Origin of the sequence: Paenarthrobacter sp. TYUT067 (assembly GCF_023656375.1) — a bacterium.
Classification (GTDB): Bacteria; Actinomycetota; Actinomycetes; order Actinomycetales; family Micrococcaceae; genus Arthrobacter.
On sequence record NZ_JAMOIT010000014.1, the window covers coordinates 65,640 to 89,297 of the forward strand.

Sequence of the window (23,658 nt, forward strand, 5' to 3'; positions counted from 1 at the left end):
AACCAGCATTCGATGCAGATCCATGGCAAGGATGGGTCACTTTCGCTGTCCGCGTATCACATGTCCGTAACGTCAGCGGGAAGGCTGCACCGATACTGGAGTGGCAAACGGTGCTTCGTGCCTTCCCCGGCTAGGCTGGTACGGGCAGTGTTTGCCTTGAATTACCAGCCAAACGCGGCTGGGAAGCACCCCTGAGATATACCCCGAAGGAGCACACCGCAAGTGGCACCGAGTTCTGAATACAACGCCCGGCATTTGTCCGTCCTTGAGGGCCTGGAAGCAGTCCGCAAGCGCCCGGGCATGTACATCGGCTCCACGGACTCACGCGGTCTTATGCACTGTCTTTGGGAGATCATCGACAACGCAGTCGATGAGGCCTTGGCGGGCTTTGGACATGACATCAAGGTCATCCTGCACGCGGACAACTCGGTGGAAATCCACGACGACGGGCGCGGCATTCCTGTGGACGTCGAACCCAAGACCGGTCTTTCCGGCGTTGAAGTGGTCTTCACCAAACTGCACGCCGGCGGCAAATTCGGCGGCGGTTCCTACACTGCCTCGGGTGGGTTGCATGGCGTGGGCGCCTCTGTGGTGAACGCGCTGTCCAGCCGCCTGGATGTCCAGGTGGACCGGGGCAGCAAGACGTACCAGATGTCTTTCCGGCGTGGAGAGCCGGGACGTTTCGTGGATTCCGGGGCCAAGCCAAGTCCCAACGCGCCATTTGAGCCGTTCGTGGAGAATTCGGTGCTTGATGTTGTGGGCAAGGCAAAGCGTGGTGTTACGGGAACCCGCGTGCGTTATTGGGCCGACCGCCAGATCTTCACCCCCGATGCCAAATTCTCCTATGACGACCTTGCCTCAAGGGCGCGTCAGACGTCCTTCCTTGTACCGGGCCTGAAAATCACCGTGCGCGACGAACGCAAGCTGGCTGGTACGCCGGGGGAGTCCGGTGTCCATGAGGAGGTGTTCCACCACGACGGCGGCATCTCCGAGTTTGTTGAGTTCCTCGCGGCCGATTCCGGAGTAACGGACGTTTGGCGCCTCCATGGCTCCGGGAAGTTCAAGGAAACCGTCCCCGTCCTTGACGAGAACGGCCACAGCCAGATCGCGGAAGTCGAACGCGATTGCGAAGTGGACATCGCACTGCGCTGGGGTATTGGTTATGAGACCACCATGCGCAGCTTCGTCAACATCATCGCCACACCCAAGGGCGGCACACACCAGTCCGGTTTTGAAGCTGCCCTGCTCAAGACGTTCCGTAAAGCGGTGGAGACGAATGCCCGCAAGCTCAAAGCCGGGAACGACAAGGTCGAGAAGGACGATATCCTCGCCGGCCTGACAGCCGTCTTGACTGTTCGTCTTGCTGAGCCGCAATTCGAGGGGCAAACCAAGGAGATCCTCGGCACCTCTGCCGTCCGGGCCATTGTTGCCAAGGTGGTTGAGAAGGAAATATCGGCGAGGCTGAGTTCGGCCAACCGCAACGATAAAGCCCAGTCTGCGCTCCTCTTGGAGAAGATGGTGGCCGAGATGAAATCGCGTATCTCGGCGCGTGTGCACAAGGAAACCCAGCGCCGCAAGAACGCACTGGAAACGTCATCGATGCCCACCAAGCTTGCCGATTGCCGAACGGATGACGTTGCCCGCTCCGAACTGTTCATCGTGGAGGGCGACTCGGCACTTGGAACCGCAAAGCTAGCGCGGTCCTCGGATTTCCAGGCCCTGCTGCCCATCCGGGGAAAGATCCTGAATGTCCAGAAGGCATCGGTGGGTGACATGTTGTCCAACGCGGAATGCGCGGCGTTGATCCAGGTGGTTGGGGCAGGCTCGGGTCGCAGCTTCGACCTTGACGTTGCGCGGTACGGCAAGGTGATCCTGATGACTGATGCCGACGTTGACGGCGCGCACATCCGGACTTTGCTGCTAACCCTTTTCTTCCGTTACATGCGGCCCATGGTCGAGGCGGGGCGCGTGTTTGCAGCTGTTCCCCCTCTGCACCGCGTTGAAGTCATCAACCCGGGCCAAAAGGCCAATGAGATGATCTACACGTACTCGGAAGCCGAGCTCCACGTGCTTCTGTCCAACCTGGCCAAGGAAGGCAAGCGGTACAAGGAACCCATCCAGCGGTACAAGGGCCTGGGGGAAATGGATGCGCAGCAGCTGGCTGAGACCACCATGGACCCGCGCCACCGGACTCTTCGTAAGGTGGGCATCGAAAGCGCCCAGCGCGCCGAGGAAGTTTTTGACCTCCTGATGGGCTCCGACGTCGCACCACGCAAGGAATTCATCATTGCCGGCGCTGCCACGCTTGACCGGGAGCGCATCGACGCGTAGCCCGGCCCCGCGGGACCGGGGGCATCGTCAGGGGTTGATGCTGGGGACGTTAGCCCAGCAATCCTGGAACAATGAGCAGCGCCGTGGGCACTGCAAGCAGCAGGGCCGAGGCCAAGAGGACCAGCACACGCACGGGCTTGGTGAGCGGCGGCTTGGGTGAGAGTAGGCGGCTGACGCGGGACGCCGTCGTGCGGGGTGAGTCGGCACCGCCGGTAGCGCTGACGGCATTGCCTTCCACGACGGCGCCGCCAGCGCTGAGTGCCGGGCTGCCACTGAGCGCCTGCCCGCCACTGAGCGCCGGTGTGCTGATGCCCGGCTGCGAGGTGCCGCTGGCAACAATGGCGATGGCCTTGATCAGTGTGCCTTTGCTTTCAGTGCGCAGGGCGACGTCATCGGCCAGCATCTCGATCAGTGAGTTCACGGCCGTCTGCGCCAGCCGGGTGGTGGGGAACCAGGGCAGTGCCTGACGCCAGGCAGCAAAGGCCCACAGCAGGAGATCGTGGCGCTGGGACAGGTGGGCATTTTCGTGAATGAGGACAGCCCTGAGCTCTGCCGGTTCCAGTGCTGCCATGAGGCCGTCGGATAGCACCGTTACGGATCGGGCGCCGCCGGGCAGGCAGTAGGCCACGGGAGAGTCGTGGTTGATCACCACGGTGCCCGGGCCGTCGTCGGACGGTGATGCCAGCAGGGCGAGTAGCTCGCGGTGGCGTCTCCGTTGGCGTTCAATCTTGTAGTAGGTCAGCAGCAGGGTGAAGACCAGGTGCGCGGTCAGCAGTGCTGCCGCCGAGAGCGCAAAGAGGTGCCAAAAGCCCAGGGCGGTGGTGGGTTCGTTGTTGAAGACCATCCCGGCAAGGCTCTTGAGCCCTGCTATGAGATTGTCCCCGATTGGTTCCAGTCCGTAGACGAGCATGGCCCCGATCATGGACAAGCCACCGGCAAGAGCGATCGCCTGCCACAGCACCATGGCGGTGAAAGGGGATCGTGCCGGCCACTGTGCACGGGACAGCAACACGGGTACCGGCCACGCCAGAATCAATGCCAGGACCGCAAGCAGGTATGAGGTCCAGAACATAGTGGCTAATTGTAGCCGAGCAGTTTGCGCAGGGTAGCGGCTTCACTTTCGGTGACGGAACCAATGAAGCGGGCAAGCACGGCCTCGCGGTCCGGTGCGGAGCCTAGGACCTCGTGCATGAGTTCGGCGGTGTGGTCAGCGCGGCTCGAGACTGCCTGGTAGCGGTGCGGCCGGGTTCCGCGTTCGCGTTCAACCAGACCCTTCTTCTCCAAGCGTGAGAGCACAGTGAGGACCGTAGTGACTGCCAGGTCCTTGCCCTGATGACCGGCGGTGCCGTCGCCGGCCGCGGAATCCTGCGCCAAAAGATCACGCAGTGTATTGGCGGTTGCAGCCTCCTGGCCTGCCCAGAGCAGATCCATCACTGCCCGTTCCAGTTCCCCAAGACTTGCCATCTATACGTCCCTACCTTCCGCTTCCCGGTGCAGGGTGGCTGCTGCCGGGGAGCGATGATTCAACATTCCACAATAAATCTACCGCTTTTCAGGCCTTCATTCTACGTGAGGTAGAACTATCGGCGCGCCGCGCCGCCGAGCGGACCCTTGCGCGTGGGTAAGGCCACTTGAAGAATGGGTTTTGGCGATCTCCATTTGTTCTACACTGTGTAGAAGAGAAGTTTTCTACGTGACGTAGAAGTAAGGTCATCGTACTTCGGTCCACCGCACAAAGGACAGCCATGGACGCCTTGGAAATCGCACGCTGGCAATTCGGTATCACTACCGTCTACCACTTCATGATGGTGCCGCTCACTATCGGCCTCGGCCTGGTGGTGGCCATCATCCAGACCATCTGGTACCGCACCGGCAAGCCGGAGTACCTTCGCATGACCAAGTTCTGGGGAAAGCTCTTCCTCATCAACTTCATCATGGGTGTAGCCACCGGCATCGTGCAGGAATTCCAGTTCGGCATGGCATGGAGTGAGTACAGCCGGTTCGTCGGAGACGTCTTCGGCGCACCACTGGCCCTCGAAGCCCTGTTGGCCTTCTTCGTCGAATCAACCTTCCTGGGATTGTGGATCTTCGGCTGGAAGCAGCTCAAACGCGGCGTGCACCTGGCCTGCTTGTGGATCGCCGTCATCGGCTCCGTCTTCTCCGCCTACTTCATCATTGTGGCCAACTCCTGGATGCAGCACCCCGTAGGCGTTGAGATGGTGGATGGCCGGCCCGTGATGACGGACGCCTGGGCAGTGTTTACCAACAACACGGCGCTGGTTGCCGTGCCCCACACCCTCTTTGGCGCACTGGCTGTTGCCGGCGCCTTCCTGCTGGGGATCGCCTGGTACCACCTGTGGCGTCGGCGCCACGACGGCATTGACGTCGTTGGCAAAGACGGAAAACTGATTCCCGGCGAAGCAGCCATCCCGGGCCGTGACAAGGCTGACTACACGGTCTGGATGAAATCCCTGCGGATCGGCGCTGTGGTGGCCATGATCTCCTTCGCCGGAACCGCCATCACCGGTGATCTCCAAGGCAAGCTCATGTTCGAACAGCAGCCCATGAAGATGGCCGCCGCTGAAGCTGCCTGCCACGACGGCACGGGCTTCTCGGTGCTGAGCGTTGGCAACCTGGGAGCGACCAACTGCGAGGACATCGTTGCAGTTATCGAAGTCCCCGGCATCCTCTCCTTCCTGGCCAAGGGCGACTTCACCACTGAAGTGAAGGGCGTGAACAGCCTGCTGGGCGAGTACAAGGAAAAGTACGGCACCCACCTGCCGGACAACCCGCTCTACGGTGAGCGCGCCGGACAGGAAATCCAATACGTGCCCGTCATGGAAGTCACCTACTGGGGCTTCCGCATGATGATCGGCTTCGGTGGCATCGCAGCCTTCGCCGCCCTGCTCGCGCTTTGGGTGACCCGCAAGGGCGTAGTTCCCGAATCCAAGTGGCTGATGCGCCTTGCTGTCTTTGGGATTCTCGCTCCCTTCGGCGCCAACGCCGCAGGCTGGATCTTCACCGAAATGGGCCGGCAGCCATTCGTGGTGGCGCCCAACCCGGACATGAACGGTATTGACCAGGTCTTCATGTTCACAGCTGCCGCGGTATCCCCGGGCGTCAGCGCCGGAGAACTCATGACCTCCCTGGTGGTCCTCACCGCCATCTATGCCGTGCTGTTGGTGGTGGAAGTGAAGCTCCTGGTCAAGTACATCCGCGGGGGCGTGGCCTCGGCGATGCCTGAACTGGCCCACGCCAAAGACACAGATAACCAACACGACAAGAACGACGACGGCGCCGGCCCGGACAAGTCCGGCGACGACGTCCTGGCATTCGCCTACTAAAGCCAAGGGGTACTGACAATGGAACTGTTGCCAACCATCTGGTTCGTGGCCATCGCGGTGTTGTGGACCGGTTATCTCTTCCTGGAAGGCTTTGACCTCGGGGTGGGAATGCTCATGAAGCTGTTCGCGCGCAACAACACCGACCGCCGCGTCCTGCTGAACACCATCGGCCCGGTATGGGACGGCAATGAGGTGTGGCTGCTCACCGCCGCCGGTGCCACCTTCGCTGCCTTCCCCCTCTGGTACGCCTCGCTGTTCTCCAGCCTCTACCTCCCGCTCCTGGCGGTCCTGGCTGCGCTGATCTTCCGGGCTGTCGCCTTCGAATACCGCGGCAAGGTGGACTCCGAGAGCTGGCGTAACCGCTGGGACTGGGCGATCGCCGTCGGATCCTTCGTGGCTGCTTTCGGCATCGGCGCAGCGCTGGCCCTCACCACCACGGGACTGCCCCTGAATGAGAACGGGGATCGCGTCGGTGGCCCCATGTCCTGGTTCAGCGGCTATGCACTCCTGGGTGGTTTCGGCGTGGTGGCATTCGCGCTGGTTCACGCCCTGGCGTTCCTGGCCCTGAAGACCGACGGCGACGTGCGGCACCGCGCCCGCCGCTGGTTCGTGCGATGGGTGCCGTTCGCGGTACTTCCGATGTTCGGCTGGATGGTGGCCGTCCAGTTCCTAAGCGGCAAGACCTGGACCTGGGCTTTGGTGGCAGCGGCGGTAGTCGCCGTCGTCCTGGCGTGGCGACTGGCCCGTACGGGGTCCGAAGGGCGGGCCTTCAGTGCCTTGGGTGCCTTCATTGTCTGCGCCACAGCGGCCATCTTTGGAGCGGCCTTCCCGGTAGTCATCCCCTCCACGATCGATCCTGCCTTCAATCTGACCATCTCCAACGCCTCGTCCTCGGACTACACACTGGGCCTCATGAGCATCGTCGCAGCCGTTGGACTGCCACTTGTGATTGCTTACCAGTCATGGACTTACTGGGTGTTCCGCCGACGCGTCAGCGCCGCACACATCCCGGAAGCCCACGGGTTCCTGCCCGCCATTGCTGCGAAAGTGATGGTATCCAAGGAAAGCCCCTCCGCCACGCGAAACCAAACGGGAGATTAGTCGATCCATGAAACCCGTGTTCCCCTCCGGCCCGGCAACGCGATCGGCGCTGTACGGTATCGGCCTCATGTCCGCCCTCAAGGCACTGTCCCTGGTGCTCATGGCGCAAGCCGTAGCGGGAATGCTGGCAGGGCTCGCCTCCGGATCAGGGGAGTGGCACATCGGACTTGTCTGGGGTGCGGCCGGTGCCGTTCTGCGATCGCTGACAGTGTGGGGCCAAGGCATCGCCTCCAGGCGGGCGGCCCTGGGCGTGAAAGAGGAACTGCGGGCGCGGCTGCTGAAGCGCTCACTGTCCGACGCCGGTTCATCGCCCGTGGCGGGAATGAACGACGGCGGGCTGGCGATCCTCGCGACGCGCGGACTGGACGCGCTGGACGACTACTACACCCAGTACCTGCCGGCAATAGTGAACTGCGCAACGGTCCCGCTGCTGATCGGAGCCCGGATACTCTTCGCCGACTGGGTAAGTGCCGTGGTGATCGTCCTGACGGTCCCTTTGGTGCCACTGTTCATGGTGCTGATAGGACGGCACACCGAAGACACTGTCAGGGAGGCGCAAAGCACGCTCCGGAAACTGTCCGGCCACATCCTCGAGCTCGCTAAAGGCCTTCCCGTCCTGGTGGGCCTTGGACGCGCCACCGAACAGCGCGCTGCTCTGGAAGATATCTCCGAGCAATACCGCACCCGGACCATGGGCACCCTCCGCACGGCGTTCCTCTCCGCCCTGGCATTGGAACTCATCGCAACCATCTCAGTGGCCGTGGTGGCGGTCTTCATTGGTGTCCGGCTGGTGCATGGCGACATGCCCCTCGAAGCCGGACTCCTGGCCTTGATCCTGGCGCCGGACTGCTACCTTCCCCTCCGGGAGCTTGGCACCGCCCACCACGCCAGCGATGACGGCAGGGCGGCCCTTGAGACCACCAATGCCGTGCTGGACGCTCCCTCGCATGAGCACCTCCAGCATGGGAGGACGTCCGACGCAGCCCCGGCGGGCGTGGTGGTGACCGACTTGTCGGTGACCTACAACGGACGGTCCGCTGCCGCCGTCGGGCCCCTCAGCTTCACAGCGGAGCCGGGACGTGTCACAGCCCTCGACGGCGTCAGCGGCTCCGGGAAGAGCACAGTCCTGGGCGTCCTTGCCGGGCTTATCGGTCCAGGGCCAGGCGCGGCGGTTACCGGGACGGTCAACGGTGCGTCGCCAGGGACAATCGCGTGGGTTCCGCAACACCCGGTCATGACCAACAAAACGGTGCAGCAGGAAATTGAGCTCTATCTGCACGGATATGCGGGGAACACAGCCGAGGCAGCCACCCGTGTTCTCCGGCAAGCCTCAGCCGGCCACCTGGCGGCCAAGCATCCCGCGGAACTGAGCCCAGGCGAACTGCGCCGAATAGCACTTGCCCGTGGATTGGCACGGGTGGAAGCCGGGGCTACCACCCTGCTGCTCGACGAACCAACCGCCCATCTGGACCAATACTCGGCAAGCGTGGTCCGCCGCGCCATAGAGGCGGTCCGCGGCAACGTGACCGTGATCCTGGTGGCCCACGACGCCGCCACCCGGGCGCTCGCCGACCACGTGGTACCGGTAGGAAGCCGGCATCAGAACCAACACTCAGCGTCCTCAGTTGCAAGCGCAGGGGCAGTTGTGGTCCCCCCTAAGGGCGCCGCCCAACACCAAGACCTCCCAACACCTCCCTCCACCAGCAGCCTGGGGGCTCTTCTCCGGGCCCTGAAACCCGTGCGCTGGAAGTTCGCCGCCGCCGGCGCGGTGGCCGTCCTGGCCGCCCTCTTCGCAGTCGCGTTGTCCGGCCTGTCCGGATGGCTCATCATCCGGGCCAGCGAGCAGCCGCCCATTCTCTACCTGCTCGGCGCGATCGTCGGAGTGAGGTTCTTCGGCATCGGAAGGGCCGTTCTGCGCTACTGCGAGCGGCTTTTGACCCATGATGTAGTCTTCGCCGCCATGACCCGCCTCCGCGGCGCACTCTGGGCATCGCTAAGCCGCAGGGCCCTTTCCCTCCGGCGCCTCCTCCAAGGCGGCAACGTGTTGGGCTCAATCGTGGACGACGTAGACACCCTCCGGGACCTTCTTCCCCGGGTTGTCCTACCGCCCGTGACCGCCGTCGGAGTCGGAGCTGCGGCCATCCTCGCCACTTCCATCGTTTTACCCGATGCATTGCCGGCGATTGTTGTGGCCGCCGTGGCAGGCCTGCTCGCAGCGCCGATCCTGGCCGTCCTGGCTGACAGGAACGCCGCCAGTGCCGAACAAAAGCTGCGGTCAGTGGTGCTGCGGGGAGTGGCTGCCGCCCTTGACGCCCGTGCCGAACTCAACGCCAACGGGGTGGGGGAGCCGGTCCTTGAAGCACTGCGTGCCAAGGACCGCAGCGCCACCCTCTCTGCCCAGCGCTCTGCGTGGGCCGAAGGACTCGGGCAGGCCGTGATCGTCCTTGCGTGCTCTCTGGCCGCCCTCTGGGCCGGAGCCCTGAGCGCACCCGCCGTGCTCAATGGCACTATTGCTCCCGAACTCGCGGCCGTCATTGTCCTGATGCAACTGGCCCTGGTGGAACCCTTCGGTGGAATCGTCTCAGCTGTGCGCCAAGCCCCGGCGCTCGCGGCCGTCCTGGACCGGGTGGCATCATCCGGTGCTTTGGATACCCCTGGCACCACCGACCCTGCAGAAGCGAACCTTGCGAAAGAACACGACGGCGGCACGCGGCAACTGCCTGATCGTCCGGATAAGGCTGGACTGGAGCTGAAGGGCGCCTCGGCGGCGTGGCCAGGTGGCCCGCAAGTGTTCGCCGGCGTCAACGCTGAGGCAGAACCCGGCCGTTGGCTTGCCGTGACCGGCCCCTCCGGGGCCGGTAAGTCCACCCTGCTTTCGGTGCTACTGGGATTCCTACCCCTGGCGGAAGGCACTGTGAAGCTTTCCGGCACGGCGGCATGGTGCCCCCAGGAAGCACACCTGTTCGACTCCACAATCCGAGGCAACCTCCTCCTGAGCCGGCCGGCTGCCGCAAAGCCCAGCGAGGCCGAAATGCACAAGGCACTGGCCGACGTCGGGCTTGATTCCGTGGTTGAAGCGTTGCCGGACGGACTCGACGCCCGGATCGGACCAGGCGGCTCTTTCCTCAGCGGCGGTGAACGCCAGCGCCTGGCCATGGCCAGGACACTCCTGACCGGAGCCTCCGTGCTGCTGCTTGACGAACCGACTGCGCATTTGGATGCGGGCTCGGCGCGGGAAATGATGGCCATCCTGCGCAACGGACTCAAGGACGTCACCGTTGTGCTGGTTACCCACAATCCTGAGGACATTGATCCCTCAGACTCGCGGCTGGAAATGCCTGGGGGTCAGGTTTCCGCGGAGCAACGTGACGGACTCACGGCGCAGGGCGCGGCGGAACTGGTGGGAAGGCCTACTCCTCAGTAGCCTGTTGGCATGCCGTTTGAATCCTCAAGCCAAGCCCTGCCTGATGCCGTTGCCACCGGTCTGAGCTGGCGGCCAGCCACTATGGAGGACCTCGATAACTGGGCGGGCCTGATCGCCCGTACGGCCGCCGTCGAACATCCCGTTTGGTACGAAAAGCGTGGCGACCTGCTCCACGTCATGGAGTCCTCCAAGAACCCGGCTGAGACAAGCACGCTCCTGGGCCTGGACGCAGGCGGAGTAGCCCGTGCCTATGGACGCATCGCCAAGAACCCGGACGGGGACAAAGCCACCGGCATGGCGTGCGTTGACCCGGAATGGCAGCAACGGGGGATCGGCTCCGCAATCCTGATGTGGCAGGAAGGACAAGTGCGCAACAGGTTTCACGCCGATGAGGCGGCCGGTCACACCAGTGCGCCGCCCCGCCTCCGGATCCAGACCGAGGAACAGCACGAGCACCAGGCGAAGCTTCTGATGGGCCATGGCTACGGTGCTGTGCGCTGGTTCAACGAAATGCACCGGCCTCTTTCGGACGAGCTGCCCCGGGCCGCCCTGAGAGCAGGGCTTGAGCTTAGGACGCTGGAGCCTTCGCTTTTTGAACCCGTACGCCAGGCCCACAACGACGCGTTCAGGGACCATTGGGGGAGCGAGCCACGGGACGAAGAATCGTGGCGCTTCACCATCGAGGAACCCACTGCCCGGCCCGATCTCAGTGCAGTGGTCATTGATTCGTCCACCGGCGAGGTGGCCGGCTATCAGCTCACCAGCTTCGATCCCGACTCTGCTGCGGAGCGCGGCTTCAAGGAAGGCTACACCGAGCTCCTTGGCGTGCGGCGTGCCTACCGGGGCCGGGGCATAGCCCAAGCACTGCTCGCCGATGCCATGCAGCGCTACGCCTCAGCCGGAATGGAGGTGGCATCACTGGACGTGGACTCAGCCAATCCCACCGGGGCGCTGGAACTCTACCTGGGCATGGGCTACACGCCCGTGAACCGCAGCATGACGTGGGAGAAAATGCTCTAGCTTCCTAGCCGTCCACATCATGAAGATGGTGAACAACATCGTGGAGGAAATACTGGGAGAACGTCAGCACGGTAAATGAGGATCCATTGCTGCGCGTTCCGGTCCGCTGCCAGTCATCCTCGGTGACTCTGGCGAAGGATTCCGCAATCTCCTTCCCCTCGGCTTCGAGTTGATCGGCCACCGTCCGTGGGTCCGCCGAGCCGTACTCGCCATCTATCGCGGCCTGGTCCTGGTCCCAGTTGGCGAACCGGGCGTCATCCTCCGTGAGCATGAGGTTCAGGCGCTGGTCGAACAGGCTGAAGACGTCGCGGACGTGGCCTGCGTACTCAAGGTTGGACCAGGTGTGGTCATTGGGGCGGGTGGCCACGTCCTCCCTGCGCAGCACGGCCCGCCACCGCGGGAGCATGTTCAGGACGATGCCGGGCACCGTGGAAGGAGTCACCGTTACGGGGTCGAACCCGCACTCGGGGCAGGGCTCAGAGAGCACCCAGGTCCAGTCTTTTTCATCAGGGATGATCGGCATGCGGCTAGTCTAAGCCGCCCGGCAAACACCTTCGAACAGGCCGGGAAAGTTGGTGTCATTTTTGGATTACGGATGGACTCTCCCGGGAGTAAAGTTCGTTCCGGGGGGAGAGCCGGAAAGAGAAAGCAATGCTCAAGGATCAGCAGGTTGGTGCCGTCCTACCGGCACACGACATAGCCCGGGCACGCGCGTATTACAGCGAGAAACTCGGTCTGGAACCCGAAAATCCGGATGATGAGGACAACCTTCAGTACAAATGCGGCGACGGAACGGGATTCTTCATCTATCAGACACCGAATGCAGGGACTGCCAAGAACACCCAGATCGGCTGGATGGTCAGTGACCTAAAAGCCGCCGTGCAGGAGCTCCGGGGCAAGGGAGTTGTGTTTGAAGACTACGACTTCCCCGGTTTAAAGACCGAGGACGGAGTGGCCACCATGCCCGACGGTAGCGCCGCGGCCTGGTTCCTGGACAGCGAGGGAAACATACTGAGCCTTAACCAAAGCGGCTAGCCCACGCGGTGGCCCTAACGCCACGGCATCGCAAAGGCCGGGGGTTTCATGACCCCCGGCCTTTGATGTGCCTGGCAGATTTGTTGCGCCTGGCAGTTTTGTTGCGCCTGGCGGAGAGTCCCTCCGGTTATTCTGCTGCGTCAGCCCATGCCATGCTCGGGCCGATTGCTTCCACGGGCTGGGACAGCGGGACGCCGGATCCATCCCTGCGACCATGCTCGTGGGGGAGTGCCCGGGCCACGCCTGCGGCGGATGAAGCCTTGGCCGGACCGTGCCCGGCCCAGGCCAGAAGCAGGGTGTCTTCGCCCTTGAGGAAGCGGTGGACCCGGACGCCGCCGGTGGCCCGGCCTTTCGCGGGATACTCCTCAAAAGCGGTTACCTTCGCGGTTCCGGGGGCCGTGCCGGGAAGGGCGCCAGTGGTTCCGGCAATAGTCACCACGACGGCGGCAGGATCGTTCGCGCGAACGGTACCGAAGTGGATCACTTCGTCGCCGGCAGCCAGCTTGATGCCGGCCATGCCACCGGCTGTGCGTCCCTGCGGGCGAACGTTCGATGCACTGAATCGAAGCAACTGTCCCTGCCGTGTCACGAACACCAGATCGACGTTCTCTTCCTGCGCCGGTTCCACCGCCAGGACCGAGTCTTTGTCCTTCAGGGCGATGATCTCCCAGTCTTCACGGTTCAGGGGGTAATCCGGCTGAACACGCTTCACGACGCCCTGAACCGTGCCAATGGCCAGGACGGCGTCCAGAGGCACGAACGCCACCAGGGTTTCGCCCTTAAGCAACGTGATGAAGTCCTTGGCCGGAACGCCGCCGGCCAGGTTGGGCAGGCCTGAGACCGGCGGCAACGCGGGCATGTCCATCACCTGGAGCCGTAGCATGCGCCCCTGCGATGTGACTGCACCGATTTCGCCCCGGGCGCTGGTCTTCACCACCGAGCGGAACACATCATGCTTGGTCCGGGGGCCCGCTTCGGCCAGCGGTTCCTGGTTGGAAGTCCTGGCGATTTGGCCCGAGGCACTGAGTAAGGCCCAGCAGGGGTCGTCGGGGATTTCCAAGGGCAGGGCTGCGGCTTTGCCCTTGGGGCCGGGTGCTGATGCTGCCAATGCTGCGGCAACGGTGGGTGAGACTGCTTCCGACTCCAGGAGCACAGTGCGCCGGGGTGTGCCGTACTTGTCCGCTATCACGGCCAACTCGCCGGAGACGAGATCGCGGAGCAACGCATCAGAGGCAAGGATGGCTTCCAGTGCCTCGATCTCGCGGCGGAGTTCGTCCTGCTCCTTCTCCAGTTCAAGACGTGAGTATTTGGTCAACTGCCGCAGGCGCAGTTCCAGGATGTAATTGGCCTGGATCTCGGTGAGGTCGTAGATGGACATGAGGCGTTCACGCGCTGCTGAGGCTTCGTCGGAGGAACGAATGATCTGGATGACTTCGTCGATGTCCACGATTGCGATCAGCAAGCCCTCCACCAGGTGGAGACGATCCTTCTTCTTGCCAAGGCGGAAGGAGGTACGGCGGCGCACCACATTGAGGCGGTGTTCGACGTACACCTGCAGCAACTGCAGCAGGCCCAGCGTCTGCGGCTGGCCGTCCACCAGGGTGACATTGTTGATGCCGAAGGAATCTTCCATGGGCGAGTAGCGGTACAGCTGCTGCAGTACGGCGTTGGGATTGAAGCCGTTCTTCAGTTCGATGACCAGGCGTAGGCCATGATTACGGTCCGTGAGGTCAACCACATCGCTGATGCCCGTGAGCTTCTTGGCGTTGACGGCGTCCTTGATCTTCTCGATCACCTTCTCCGGACCCACCATGTAAGGCAGTTCGGTCACTACCAGCCCGGTGCGTCGGGCCGAAAGCTGCTCCACCTCCACCTTGGCGCGGGTCTTGAAGGATCCGCGACCTGTGGCGTAGGCGTCGCGGATTCCATCCAAGCCCACGATCCGGCCACCGGTGGGAAGGTCGGGCCCCGGGATGAACCTCATGATGTCATCCAACGTGGCGTCGGGGCTGGCGATCAGGTGGCGTGCAGCGGCAATTACCTCAACAAGGTTGTGTGGAGGCATGTTCGTCGCCATGCCCACTGCGATGCCAGTGGTGCCGTTAACCAGCAGGTTGGGGAAAGCGGCAGGGAGGACATCGGGCTGCGTCAGCTGGTTGTCGTAGTTGGGGACGAAGTCCACTACGTCTTCGTCCAAGTGGTCTGTCATGGTCAGGGCGGCTGCCGCCAACCGTGCCTCTGTATAACGCGGTGCTGCCGGTCCGTCGTCGAGCGATCCGAAGTTGCCGTGGCCATCAATCAACGGAAGGCGGAGGGAAAAATCCTGCGCCATGCGCACCATGGCGTCATAGATCGCGGTGTCGCCGTGCGGGTGGAGCTTGCCCATGACCTCGCCCACCACGCGCGCGCTCTTGACGTGTCCGCGATCCGGGCGGAGGCCCATGTCGGACATCATGTACAGGATGCGCCGTTGAACAGGCTTCAGTCCGTCGCGGGCGTCCGGGAGAGCACGCGAATAAATCACCGAGTAGGCGTACTCCAGGAAGGAGCCTTCCATCTCTGACGTGACGTCGATGTCCACGATATTCTCGGTGAAATCGCCGAGGGGTTCGGCTGTGCGTGCTGATTTTTGGCTGCGGGCCATGGGGTCGGTAAATCCTCGAAAGTTGTACTGCGGATGTTTTAGCTAGGCTAAGCCTATGGTGGATCAGCCCGGCGTCGGCATTTATCCGGAATATTGGGAAGCTGATGTCGTGCTGCGCGACGGCGGGACAGCCCACCTTCGCCCAATACGACCTGAAGATGCGGACGCTTTGCAGGCGTTCCATGCCGGCCAGTCGCAGGCATCCATCTATATGCGGTTTTTCTCATTCAAACCCAAGCTCTCCGGTAAGGAAGTCCGGCGTTTCACGGAAGTGGACCACATCAACCGCGTCGCGTTCGTCATTACCATCGGCGGCGAAATCATGGGGATCGGCCGCTACGACCGTCTTGACGATCCAACAGAGGCCGAGGTGGCCTTCAACATTTCCGACGCCCATCAAGGGCGCGGGATCGGGTCCATCCTCCTGGAACACCTGGCCGTTGCTGCCCGGGAAAACGGCATTCGCCGCTTCACGGCGGAAGTCCTGCCGGACAACCGGAAGATGCTGATGGTCTTCGCCGACGCCGGCTATGACGTCAAACGCCAATTCGACGACGGCGTGGTGAGTGTTGAATTCAATATCGATCCCACGGAGAAATCGCGGGCCGTCATGGAGTCACGCGAACACCGCGCGGAGGCGCGCAGCGTGCGCGACCTCTTGTCGCCGTCGTCGGTGGCCGTCATCGGTGCCAGCCGCAAGTGGGGGACCGTGGGCTACCAACTTCTGGAACACATCATTGAAGGCGGCTTCAAGGGGCCGGTCTACGCCGTCAACCCGGAAGCGTTCGAACTCGCCGGAATGGTCTCCTTCGGAAAGTTGTCCGAGATCCCGGGACCGGTGCAGCTGGCCATCATCGCTGTTCCCTATGAAGAAGTACCCAAGGTGGTGGACGACTGCGCCGCCGCCGGCGTCAAGGGGATCGTGGTGGCCACGGCCGGATTTGCCGACGACGGCGAGCGGGGACTCGCGCGTCAACATGAGTTGGTACGGCGGGCCAGGGCAAACGGGATGCGCGTCATTGGGCCCGAGTCCCTCGGCATCCTCAATACGCACCCGGCGGTGTCCCTGAACGCTTCCATGGCCCCCACCATGCCGCCCAGGGGCAGCCTGGGCTTGTTCAGCCAGTCCGCTGCCGTGGGTGTGGCGGTTTACGCGGCTGCCAGCCGCCGCCGGCTCGGATTGTCCTCGTTCATGTCGGCTGGAAACCGCGCGGATGTATCCGGCAACGATGCCATGCAGTATTGGGAAGACGACGCCGATACTTCCGCCGTTGGCCTCTATCTTGAGTCCATCGGCAATCCCCGCAAGTTCTCCCGACTGGCCCGAAGGTTGTCGCGCAGTAAACCCGTGATCGTCGCCAAGTCCGACGTCACGGGCCTGAGCCTGCCTCCCGGGCACGAGGTCCGCACCACCCAGGCGCCGGCAGCGGCAGTGGACGCGATGATGCGCCAGGCTGGCGTGATCCGTGTTGAGACGATCGAACAACTCATGGATATCGCCCAAATAGCGTCCTCGCAGGCGCTGCCCAAGGGACCGGGTGTAGCCGTCTACTCCAATTCCGTGGCGCTGGCCAAAGTGGTTGCCGATACCGCCGTGCCGTACGGGCTGGAGGTGATCAAGCAGGTGACGGACATCGACCTCGATGCCGGAATGTCTGTGGCACTTCCGGCATTGAGGGCCAGCCTCAAGGAAAGCCTCGCGGACGAGTCCGTGCATGCTGTGGTGGCCGCACTTCTCCCGGCGCGCGGGCTGACCGTGGAGTCGCTCGCCGGCGTTTTTGCCGAGTGTGCTGCCGAGGCCGGCAAACCCGTCGTTGCGGCGTTCACCGGGATTCTGGATCCCTCCGTGCAGGTTGAGGGCATGGTGGGCGCTGCAGGTACCCCCGTGCTGCCGTGCTACTCCAATGCCGGTGCCGCCGTGGCCGCCCTTGCGGCGATCGTGCGGTACGCGCAGTGGCGCGACCGGGACCAAGGGCTCTTTGTGGAGCCCGAGGACTGCGACGTCGACGGCACCAAGGACATGCTGACCTCGATGTTGGCCGGTGTTACCGGCGAGAAGATCAGGAAGCTCGACGCCGATGCTGCCGCGGCGCTGCTGTCAGGCTACGGAATCCATGTGGTGCCGACGCTCGGATTTGGAACCGCTGATGAGGCCGTGCAGGCCGCGGAAACTGTGGGCTGGCCGGTGGTCCTCAAAACCACCGACCCGGCGCTGCGGCACCGACTGGATCTGGGCGGTGTGCGACTGGATATTCAGGACGCCGAATCCCTGCGGCAGAACGTCGCCCAAATGCGCCGCGCCTTGGAGCCTTATGGATCGCCGTCGCTCGAAGTCCAGGCAATGGCGCCGGTTGGGCAGGCATGCACCTTCCGAGCCATGGAAGACCCCCTCCTGGGGCCGGTATTGTCCTTTGGGCTGGCCGGCGATGCCGTCAACCTGCTCGATGACTGGGCGCATCGGGTGCCGCCGCTGGCCGCTGCCGACCTCCATGACGTCATCCGTTCACCCCGGGCGTCCAGGAAGCTCTTTGGGTACCAAGGACTCCCTGCCGTTGATGTGGCAGCACTGGAGGACATCGCGGCCCGGCTTGCCAAGCTCAAGGACGACCACCCCGGGATCGCTCTGGTGGAGTTCAACCCAGTCCTGGCGGGTCCCACCGGGGCCACCATCCTGGGGGCGGATGTGTGGATCGGCAACGCAGCGCAGCGCACTGACAGTGCCCGCCGCGCGATGCGGAGTTAGCCACAGGAGCGCGCCGCACAGTTAGGTACTCACCAAGCGATCTGTGAAAATGGGGGAATGAGCACCCAGTCTCCGACGCCTCAATCCCGCCCGTCCAATGCCGGGCCCCACACCGCCCACCATCACAGCTCGCAGGGACAGAGCCTGGACCAGGCGCTGCAGCAGGCAGCTTTCTACCCGCGGTTGGTGGCCGACGTCGTTGATGACGCCCTGGACGGCCGGGAGTGCCTCTCCCACTTGGTCCACCTGGAGACCCATTTTGATCGGGCCGAGGTCCGTAGGCACATCACTGTGCTGGTTCTCACCGAAGACATGCTGGTGATTACCCACGTGGACGACCAGCAGCTGGATGAAGCCGGAGAGCAGATCGTTGCCCAGGTTTCCACGGAGTCGGTGCCGGTGGCACAGATCCGCTCAGTGGTCCTCAGCTACATGTATGCCCAACCCCAGGACTACAAGCCCTCTGATCCTGTCCGTGAAATGACGTTGTCCATTGCCTGGTCGGGCGGCCAACGCCTGGACATGGGGCCGGCAAGTTGCGGGGATCCCCAGTGCGAAGCCGATCACGGTTACAGCGGAACCATCGCCCAGGAAGACATCGTCCTGCGGATCAGCGCAGAGGCAGACGGGCTCCAGGCAGTTCAGGACGCCAAGATCTTTGCCCGTGCACTGCGTGCGGTCAATACGGGCAACCCGTCACCGGCCCAACATGCCGGCATCCCGGCACCAAGGCCGCGCTCGGGCGTCTTCAGCAACCGCCTCAGCCGCGGACACCAGCGTTGAAGGAAACCGCACAGAACCCGGTAAATACCTCCATGATCGGCGCTCCGGCCGTTGACCTCCCATCGCCCCCGCTTTTCGGCAGCAAATCCATTGCAGAAGTCCTCACCAGCTCTGCCGCATCCCTGGGCGTGTCCGGATTTACCAACCACTTACAGCTGCCATCAGCGCAGCGTGTTTGCGTGGTCCTTGCCGATGGCCTCGGCCGCAACCTCTTGAAGCAGAAGTCCTCACACACGCCTTTCCTTCGCACGGTTATGGCTGCGGGACAAGGCAACATCCCCACGTGGATCGACGCCGCCTTCCCCAGCACTACGGCGGCGTCCTTGGCGAGCCTCGGCACCGGCTTACCGGCAGGGCAGCACGGCATGGTGGGGTACGACGTCCTCGATCCCGCCCAGGACAAAGTAGTCAACCTCTTGGGTAATTGGGATGCCAACGTGGATCCTGCACAGTGGCAGCCTCACACGACGGTCTTCGAACGGCTGGCCGGAGAACTGGACGTCGTAACCGTCAGCCTGCCGCAGTTCGGAAATTCCCCGATGACCCAGGCAGCACTCCGCGGCAGCCGCTTTGTTGGTGGCACCACGCTCCATGCCCGGACCGCCGCGGCCGCCGAGGCAATGTCCGGCGGTGGCCGTTCCCTGATGTACTTCTACGCCAACGAGCTGGACAAGGCGGGTCACCGCTACGGCTGCCAGTCGGACCGCTGGGAGCACCAACTCGAAGAACTCGACTCCACCGTCAAGAGGCTCTCAGCAACCCTGCCAGCCGGCACCACCATCCTGGTAACCGGTGACCACGGCATGCTGGACGTCCCTGAATCCCAGAGGATCGACTACTCCGCTGACGAAGCCCTGGTGGCCGGAGTCCGCCATACTGCCGGGGAACCCCGCATGGTGCATCTCTACCTTGAACCGGACACCACCCCGGCCCATAGGGAATCCCTGATTGCGGCCTGGCGTTCGCGCTTTGGTGAAAGGATCTGGGCCTTTACACGGGAGCAGGCCGTTAATGCAGGGTTGTTCGGCCCGGTACGGCCCGAGGTCGCTCCCCGGATTGGCGACGTCATGATCGCGGCGCGGGACACCTTGGCCCTTTACGACACGCGAAGGGCACGCCCGTCCTCGATGGAAGTGGTGGGGCAACACGGATCCCTGACCAAAGCCGAACGCGAAGTACCGTTGCTGTGCTTCACAGCTGCAGGTAGAAAGGGCAAACGTGGCTGAGCTGGTCTTCTTCTCGGGCACCATGGACTGCGGCAAGTCCACGCTTGCCCTCCAAATGGACCACAACCACCGGGCGCGGGGACGCGGAGGCGTGCGGTTCAGCTGTAACGACCGCGCCGGTGATTCAACAATCTCCAGCAGGCTTGGCCTTCAAACCGATGCCGTGGAAGTTGTGGACGGCACCGACTTCTGGGACGAAGTGGTAGCCCGGCGAACCACCGGGCTCCGCGTGGACTACCTCATCTGTGACGAGGCCCAGTTCTACTCGCCGCTCCAAGTGGAGCAACTGGCAAGGGTTGTAGATGAGATGGACGTGGATGTCTTCGCTTTCGGCATCACCTCAGACTTCCGCACCCGCTTGTTCCCAGGCTCTCAGCGGCTCATTGAACTGGCCGACAAAGTCCAGGTACTCCAGGTTGAAGCTTTGTGCTGGTGCGGCCGCCGTGCAACGCAAAACGCCCGCACCGTGGACGGCATTATGGTGGTGGAGGGTGACCAGGTGATGGTGGGCGACGTCGCGCCGCAAAACAGTGGCGACGCTGCGCATACGGAGACGGTGCACGTCCAGGAGGCACTACCGATGGAGACGCTGCCCGCACAGGTGGTGGGGTACGAGACTTTGTGCCGTCGCCACTACATGCGGCGTGTAACGGCCCATGGCGCCAATGTGATGGCCGGGGCGGACCAGACACTGCCGTTCGACATTGATGCCTGCCTCTGGCCCGGCGCAGGGGCCCTTCGGCAGAGCTAAGCGATTCGACCGGCCAGGAAACAGCCTGGCAAGGTTCCTACCAACCGGCGTGTCCACCAGCTCCTGGAGCTAGTCGCCGCGGGCCCCGAAGACGATCTCGTCCCAGCTCGGGATGCTGGAACGCTTGGGGCGGGACGGCTGCCGTTCGGCAGGTGCATCAACGTCCTTGCGCGCTTCCGCATCTACCTGTTCCTCCGGCGGCGCCACGTCCTGATGGAGGTCCCGGGCAGAGGGTGCGCCGGCGGACTGGTCTTCCGCGTGTGGTTGCGGGGTGCCGCCGCCACCCAGAAGTTCGTCCAGCCCTGCGGGCTTCCGCCCCGTCAGCGGCGTCACCGGCCGCAGCGGACTGGCTACCACCGTTATTTCACGGGTGTCGGTGCTGACCCCATTGTGGAGCTTGAGGGAGTCATCGTCGTCGTGGGACTCGACGTGCCGCGGAGCAAGGCTGAGCCGGGACAACATCGAAGGGCGGCCGTCTTTACGGGTGGGCTCTTCCACGCCGGTGGCCAGGGGCTCAGCGTCTGCGAGGCTGGTATCCGCGGCTGCCTGGTCCACTTCTTCACCGGGCCGGGGGTGGGCTGCGGGAACGTTGCTCAGCAGTACGGCCAAGGCGTCGTCGCCGTCTTCGTCCACGCCCAGGCGTTGGCCGCGCCGTGAACGGAGCATTTCCAAAAGGCTGTCTGATTCCTTCGCGGACGCACGCGCCGCAGTTTCGGCGTCGGTCTCGAAGTCGAACGGCCTGTCCGAGACGGCAGCAAGCCGCCGGGCGGGGACCGGACCGTCCATGGGCTCAAGTTCGCTGAGCTGCTGGGCCCAACGGTTGGCGTTCTGCAGCGATTTGCGTTGGGGGCTGAAGGTCCACATGGCCGGCGGTTCCTCGCCGATGCTTCCGTGAGCGCCGGGAACAGTTTCGAAGCGTGCGACCACCGTCCAGGTGCCGTCCGGACGTCGCCATGAATCCCAGTCCACCGTAGAGGAATCAATACCGTGCGCCGAGAGCCTGTAGTCAACCATGTCGCCCAGAGTGGCCGGGGTGTCGCCAAACGCCGAGCGGTAGATGTCATGTCCGGGAGCAGGGGAGGCGACTTCGATATTGCGGGCCTGGCGCACCACGTACTCACGCTCGGCAAGCACAGGGCCCTCGTAGCGTTGGACGTTGGCAAGGGGGAGGCCGGAAAGCTCGGCCACCTCGGTAGCCGTGGCACCGCTGCGGATCCTGGCCTGGATGTCGCGGGGCGACATGGCAATAGCTGTGTTGGACGCGCGTGCGGCCACCTGGGCAGGGGTGCGGCTCGCCGCGGCCCTTAAGGCTTCGTCGATCGGAAGCTGGAACATCGCACCACCGGGCCCGCTCAAGAGCAGATGCCCGCCGTCGTCGTGGACGCCTACCAGTCGTAGATCCTGCATAACACCCTCCACCACATGGCATAACTGACATTCGAAACTCTGCCACCCGCGGGGGTCTTTTCCTACTAGGACAAAGGGCGTGCCGTGATATTCCGCAGAAAACAGGTTACGTCCGGAGGGCTGTTGGCCAACGGGCACCCAAGAAAGAGGGCCTATGGACATTGAGGGCCAGGGGGAGGACAATCTGGCCGAGATCGGGCACAAATCCGGGGCTTCCGGCGTTTGAACCCTTAATCCGGTGGCAGGGAGTTCCTGCGATCCGGTATTCCACCCGGAACAGGTATGGAGGACAAAAAGGACCATGGCCACGGACTATGATGCCCCTCGAAAAACCGAGGAAGATGTCAGCGAGGATTCCCTGGAAGAACTCAAGACCCGTCAGTCGGGGAAGCAGTCCTCGGCGGTGGATGTGGACGAGACCGACCTCGCCGATGGCTTTGAGTTGCCGGGGGCGGATCTCTCCGGTGAAGAACTCCTCATCCAGGTCATGCCGCCGCAGCCTGACGAATTTACGTGCTTCAACTGTTTCCTGGTCAAGCACAAGTCCCAGATCGCCGCGGAAAGGGGCGGGCACCAATACTGCAAGGAGTGTGAGAGCTAGCTCCGGGAAGCGGTCAATGCTGCAACGAGTTCATCCGGACGACGCGAGGACGCCAGCCAGTAAGGAGTGCGGTCTGCGGGGTCGGTGATCTCAATCTTGACCACGGCGTCGATCCAGCCGCGGAAGCACATATAAGCCAGTCCGTTCAGGCGCGGGCCACGTTCAGCAGTGGCCTCCTCTTTTCTGAACGCCTGGACAGAACCTACGAATGCGCGGTCTATGCTCGCCCGCCCAACCCGTACGGTGTCGGCAGTGACCGTGATGGTGGGCGTGGAAAGCACCAACATGATGGTCATGATCGCCAGCAGGACCAAAGCGGCGATGATGCCCGTGGCGGCGCTGATGGGCCCAAACATCAGGACGCCCGCGCCGGACAATCCAACAACCACAATCCAGATCCAGACGGACGGCCATAGCTTCTCGGTGTACAGGACCTCGGAGGCCGAAGGGGTGTTCCGGGCAGGAACGGGGGAGGACTGGTCAGGCGTAGGCATGGATCCAGCTTATCGGGCATCGGCACCGGGCTCCGCCCTCCTTCATGGATGGCCACAGCCTGCCCCACCTGCCCGGCCCCGCCAGCCAGGCCCGCCGGGCTGAACGACTCGGGTGAACCGGGTCCCGGTAGAATGAACCACTGTGAGCAATGAGACCGCAGTATTCAGTCCAGACGCCGCTTCCGCAGTTGCGGACAGCAGCGAAACCACCGCAGCGTACGGCGCCCCCACTTTGGAGGTGCAGTTGAAAATGCTCGACGCCGGCTTGGAAGCTCCCTCTTATGCGCACCCTGGAGACGCGGGTGCCGATCTCCGCGCCCGCGAAGATGTGCATCTCGCCCCCGGTGAGCGGAAACTCGTTCCAACTGGTGTCTCCATTGCGTTGCCGAACGGATATGTCGCCCTGATCCATCCCCGCTCCGGGCTGGCCACCAAGCACGGACTGACGGTGGTCAATGCCCCCGGTACTGTGGACGCCGGCTACCGTGGCGAAATCGCTGTCACGCTCCTGAACACCGACCAAAACACTGCCATTGACCTCAAACGCGGCGATAGAATTGCACAAATGGTGATTCAGCGCGTTGAATACGCGCAGTTCATTGCTGTTGACCAACTATCGGATTCCGTTCGGGGAACCGGCGGCTTCGGGTCCACGGGCGGCTTCAACGCACCGAAGGCCTGAGAAACTACTGAACCTTGTTTACCGGCCTCCCACGCCTGACGCATTGGAGCGGTTTAGTGAGGTTTAACGTGG

At 63.4% G+C, this 23,658-nt stretch carries 18 protein-coding genes; 12 read left to right on the plus strand and 6 right to left on the minus strand.

Annotation, left to right across the window (positions count from 1 at the left end; all coding sequences use genetic code 11):
* The first annotated feature begins 222 nt into the window (after nucleotides 1–222).
* Nucleotides 223–2,331, plus strand: a complete 2,109-nt coding sequence (locus MOD31_RS13865) for a DNA topoisomerase IV subunit B (protein ID WP_166842761.1) — start codon at nucleotides 223–225, stop codon at nucleotides 2,329–2,331.
* Between the two features lie 49 nt (nucleotides 2,332–2,380).
* On the opposite strand, the gene MOD31_RS13870 is transcribed toward MOD31_RS13865, so the two are convergent.
* Both MOD31_RS13870 and MOD31_RS13875 read right to left on the minus strand, forming a co-directional pair.
* Nucleotides 2,381–3,403 (minus strand): M56 family metallopeptidase, encoded by a 1,023-nt coding sequence (locus MOD31_RS13870; protein WP_142939488.1) that lies wholly within the window; start codon nucleotides 3,401–3,403, stop codon nucleotides 2,381–2,383.
* Nucleotides 3,404–3,408: 5 nt separating this feature from the next.
* The gene (locus MOD31_RS13875; protein ID WP_142939487.1) at nucleotides 3,409–3,795 is read right to left on the minus strand and encodes a BlaI/MecI/CopY family transcriptional regulator; all 387 of its coding nucleotides are present in this window, start codon (nucleotides 3,793–3,795) and stop codon (nucleotides 3,409–3,411) included.
* A gap of 281 nt (nucleotides 3,796–4,076) precedes the next feature.
* Between MOD31_RS13875 and MOD31_RS13880 the strand changes: the two genes are divergently transcribed.
* The 4 genes from MOD31_RS13880 to MOD31_RS13895 are packed head-to-tail and all read left to right on the plus strand — an operon-like array spanning nucleotide 4,077 to nucleotide 11,220.
* Nucleotides 4,077–5,675 carry a cytochrome ubiquinol oxidase subunit I gene (locus tag MOD31_RS13880; RefSeq protein ID WP_142939486.1) on the plus strand — a complete coding sequence of 533 codons (1,599 nt, stop codon included), beginning with the start codon at nucleotides 4,077–4,079 and terminating at the stop codon, nucleotides 5,673–5,675.
* Between the two features lie 18 nt (nucleotides 5,676–5,693).
* Nucleotides 5,694–6,776: a cytochrome d ubiquinol oxidase subunit II gene (gene cydB / locus MOD31_RS13885; protein ID WP_250820930.1), complete on the plus strand. Its 1,083-nt coding sequence runs from the start codon at nucleotides 5,694–5,696 to the stop codon at nucleotides 6,774–6,776.
* Nucleotides 6,777–6,783: 7 nt separating this feature from the next.
* Nucleotides 6,784–10,200 carry a thiol reductant ABC exporter subunit CydD gene (gene cydD, locus MOD31_RS13890; protein ID WP_250820931.1) on the plus strand — a complete coding sequence of 1,139 codons (3,417 nt, stop codon included), beginning with the start codon at nucleotides 6,784–6,786 and terminating at the stop codon, nucleotides 10,198–10,200.
* 9 nt (nucleotides 10,201–10,209) lie between these two features.
* Entirely contained in the window at nucleotides 10,210–11,220 is a 1,011-nt protein-coding gene (locus tag MOD31_RS13895) for a GNAT family N-acetyltransferase (RefSeq protein WP_142939483.1), read from the plus strand.
* Between the two features lie 4 nt (nucleotides 11,221–11,224).
* Here the strand turns inward: MOD31_RS13895 and MOD31_RS13900 are convergent, their stop codons facing one another.
* The gene (locus tag MOD31_RS13900) at nucleotides 11,225–11,743 is read right to left on the minus strand and encodes a DinB family protein (RefSeq protein WP_250820932.1); all 519 of its coding nucleotides are present in this window, start codon (nucleotides 11,741–11,743) and stop codon (nucleotides 11,225–11,227) included.
* A gap of 128 nt (nucleotides 11,744–11,871) precedes the next feature.
* On the opposite strand from MOD31_RS13900, the gene MOD31_RS13905 reads away from it, so the two are divergent.
* On the plus strand, nucleotides 11,872–12,255 hold the full coding sequence (locus tag MOD31_RS13905; RefSeq protein WP_142939481.1) for a VOC family protein: 384 nt from the start codon (nucleotides 11,872–11,874) through the stop codon (nucleotides 12,253–12,255).
* A gap of 127 nt (nucleotides 12,256–12,382) precedes the next feature.
* On the opposite strand, the gene MOD31_RS13910 is transcribed toward MOD31_RS13905, so the two are convergent.
* The gene (locus MOD31_RS13910; protein WP_250820933.1) at nucleotides 12,383–14,899 is read right to left on the minus strand and encodes a DNA topoisomerase (ATP-hydrolyzing) subunit A; all 2,517 of its coding nucleotides are present in this window, start codon (nucleotides 14,897–14,899) and stop codon (nucleotides 12,383–12,385) included.
* Nucleotides 14,900–14,954: 55 nt separating this feature from the next.
* Between MOD31_RS13910 and MOD31_RS13915 the strand changes: the two genes are divergently transcribed.
* From MOD31_RS13915 to MOD31_RS13930, 4 genes are read left to right on the plus strand one after another with little or no spacing between them, the layout of a single operon-like run.
* A complete protein-coding gene (locus MOD31_RS13915) occupies nucleotides 14,955–17,642 on the plus strand; it encodes a bifunctional GNAT family N-acetyltransferase/acetate--CoA ligase family protein (RefSeq protein ID WP_250820934.1) in 2,688 nt (895 codons plus the stop codon).
* 57 nt (nucleotides 17,643–17,699) lie between these two features.
* On the plus strand, nucleotides 17,700–18,425 hold the full coding sequence (locus MOD31_RS13920; protein ID WP_142939478.1) for a DUF5998 family protein: 726 nt from the start codon (nucleotides 17,700–17,702) through the stop codon (nucleotides 18,423–18,425).
* Entirely contained in the window at nucleotides 18,422–19,651 is a 1,230-nt protein-coding gene (locus MOD31_RS13925; RefSeq protein WP_166842769.1) for an alkaline phosphatase family protein, read from the plus strand. Before MOD31_RS13920 ends, MOD31_RS13925 begins: the two co-directional genes overlap by 4 nt.
* Nucleotides 19,644–20,402 (plus strand): thymidine kinase, encoded by a 759-nt coding sequence (locus MOD31_RS13930; protein ID WP_142939476.1) that lies wholly within the window; start codon nucleotides 19,644–19,646, stop codon nucleotides 20,400–20,402. Before MOD31_RS13925 ends, MOD31_RS13930 begins: the two co-directional genes overlap by 8 nt.
* A 69-nt stretch (nucleotides 20,403–20,471) precedes the next feature.
* On the opposite strand, the gene sepH is transcribed toward MOD31_RS13930, so the two are convergent.
* On the minus strand, nucleotides 20,472–21,809 hold the full coding sequence (gene sepH, locus MOD31_RS13935) for a septation protein SepH (RefSeq protein ID WP_223942312.1): 1,338 nt from the start codon (nucleotides 21,807–21,809) through the stop codon (nucleotides 20,472–20,474).
* A gap of 301 nt (nucleotides 21,810–22,110) precedes the next feature.
* On the opposite strand from sepH, the gene MOD31_RS13940 reads away from it, so the two are divergent.
* Nucleotides 22,111–22,410 carry a DUF4193 domain-containing protein gene (locus tag MOD31_RS13940; protein WP_024820531.1) on the plus strand — a complete coding sequence of 100 codons (300 nt, stop codon included), beginning with the start codon at nucleotides 22,111–22,113 and terminating at the stop codon, nucleotides 22,408–22,410.
* On the opposite strand, the gene MOD31_RS13945 is transcribed toward MOD31_RS13940, so the two are convergent.
* Complete coding sequence (locus MOD31_RS13945; protein WP_142939474.1) at nucleotides 22,407–22,904, minus strand: DUF3093 domain-containing protein; 498 nt, start codon at nucleotides 22,902–22,904, stop codon at nucleotides 22,407–22,409. The two genes, MOD31_RS13940 and MOD31_RS13945, sit on opposite strands and share 4 nt — an antisense overlap.
* Before the next feature lie 142 nt (nucleotides 22,905–23,046).
* Between MOD31_RS13945 and dut the strand changes: the two genes are divergently transcribed.
* Nucleotides 23,047–23,586: a dUTP diphosphatase gene (gene dut, locus MOD31_RS13950; RefSeq protein ID WP_250820935.1), complete on the plus strand. Its 540-nt coding sequence runs from the start codon at nucleotides 23,047–23,049 to the stop codon at nucleotides 23,584–23,586.
* Nucleotides 23,587–23,658 lie beyond the last annotated feature (72 nt).

Excerpts from the sequence above, each read along its gene's own strand:
- MOD31_RS13940 (WP_024820531.1), top strand. The coding sequence starts at position 22,111 with ATGGCCACGGACTATGATGCCCCTCGAAAAACCGAGGAAGATGTCAGC.
- cydB (WP_250820930.1), top strand. The coding sequence starts at position 5,694 with ATGGAACTGTTGCCAACCATCTGGTTCGTGGCCATCGCGGTGTTGTGG.
- MOD31_RS13875 (WP_142939487.1), bottom strand. The coding sequence starts at position 3,795 with ATGGCAAGTCTTGGGGAACTGGAACGGGCAGTGATGGATCTGCTCTGG.
- MOD31_RS13880 (WP_142939486.1), top strand. The coding sequence starts at position 4,077 with ATGGACGCCTTGGAAATCGCACGCTGGCAATTCGGTATCACTACCGTC.
- MOD31_RS13870 (WP_142939488.1), bottom strand. The coding sequence starts at position 3,403 with ATGTTCTGGACCTCATACCTGCTTGCGGTCCTGGCATTGATTCTGGCG.
- MOD31_RS13945 (WP_142939474.1), bottom strand. The coding sequence starts at position 22,904 with ATGCCTACGCCTGACCAGTCCTCCCCCGTTCCTGCCCGGAACACCCCT.
- MOD31_RS13900 (WP_250820932.1), bottom strand. The coding sequence starts at position 11,743 with ATGCCGATCATCCCTGATGAAAAAGACTGGACCTGGGTGCTCTCTGAG.
- cydD (WP_250820931.1), top strand. The coding sequence starts at position 6,784 with ATGAAACCCGTGTTCCCCTCCGGCCCGGCAACGCGATCGGCGCTGTAC.
- sepH (WP_223942312.1), bottom strand. The coding sequence starts at position 21,809 with ATGCAGGATCTACGACTGGTAGGCGTCCACGACGACGGCGGGCATCTG.
- MOD31_RS13895 (WP_142939483.1), top strand. The coding sequence starts at position 10,210 with ATGCCGTTTGAATCCTCAAGCCAAGCCCTGCCTGATGCCGTTGCCACC.
- MOD31_RS13920 (WP_142939478.1), top strand. The coding sequence starts at position 17,700 with ATGAGCACCCAGTCTCCGACGCCTCAATCCCGCCCGTCCAATGCCGGG.
- MOD31_RS13915 (WP_250820934.1), top strand. The coding sequence starts at position 14,955 with ATGGTGGATCAGCCCGGCGTCGGCATTTATCCGGAATATTGGGAAGCT.
- MOD31_RS13910 (WP_250820933.1), bottom strand. The coding sequence starts at position 14,899 with ATGGCCCGCAGCCAAAAATCAGCACGCACAGCCGAACCCCTCGGCGAT.
- MOD31_RS13905 (WP_142939481.1), top strand. The coding sequence starts at position 11,872 with ATGCTCAAGGATCAGCAGGTTGGTGCCGTCCTACCGGCACACGACATA.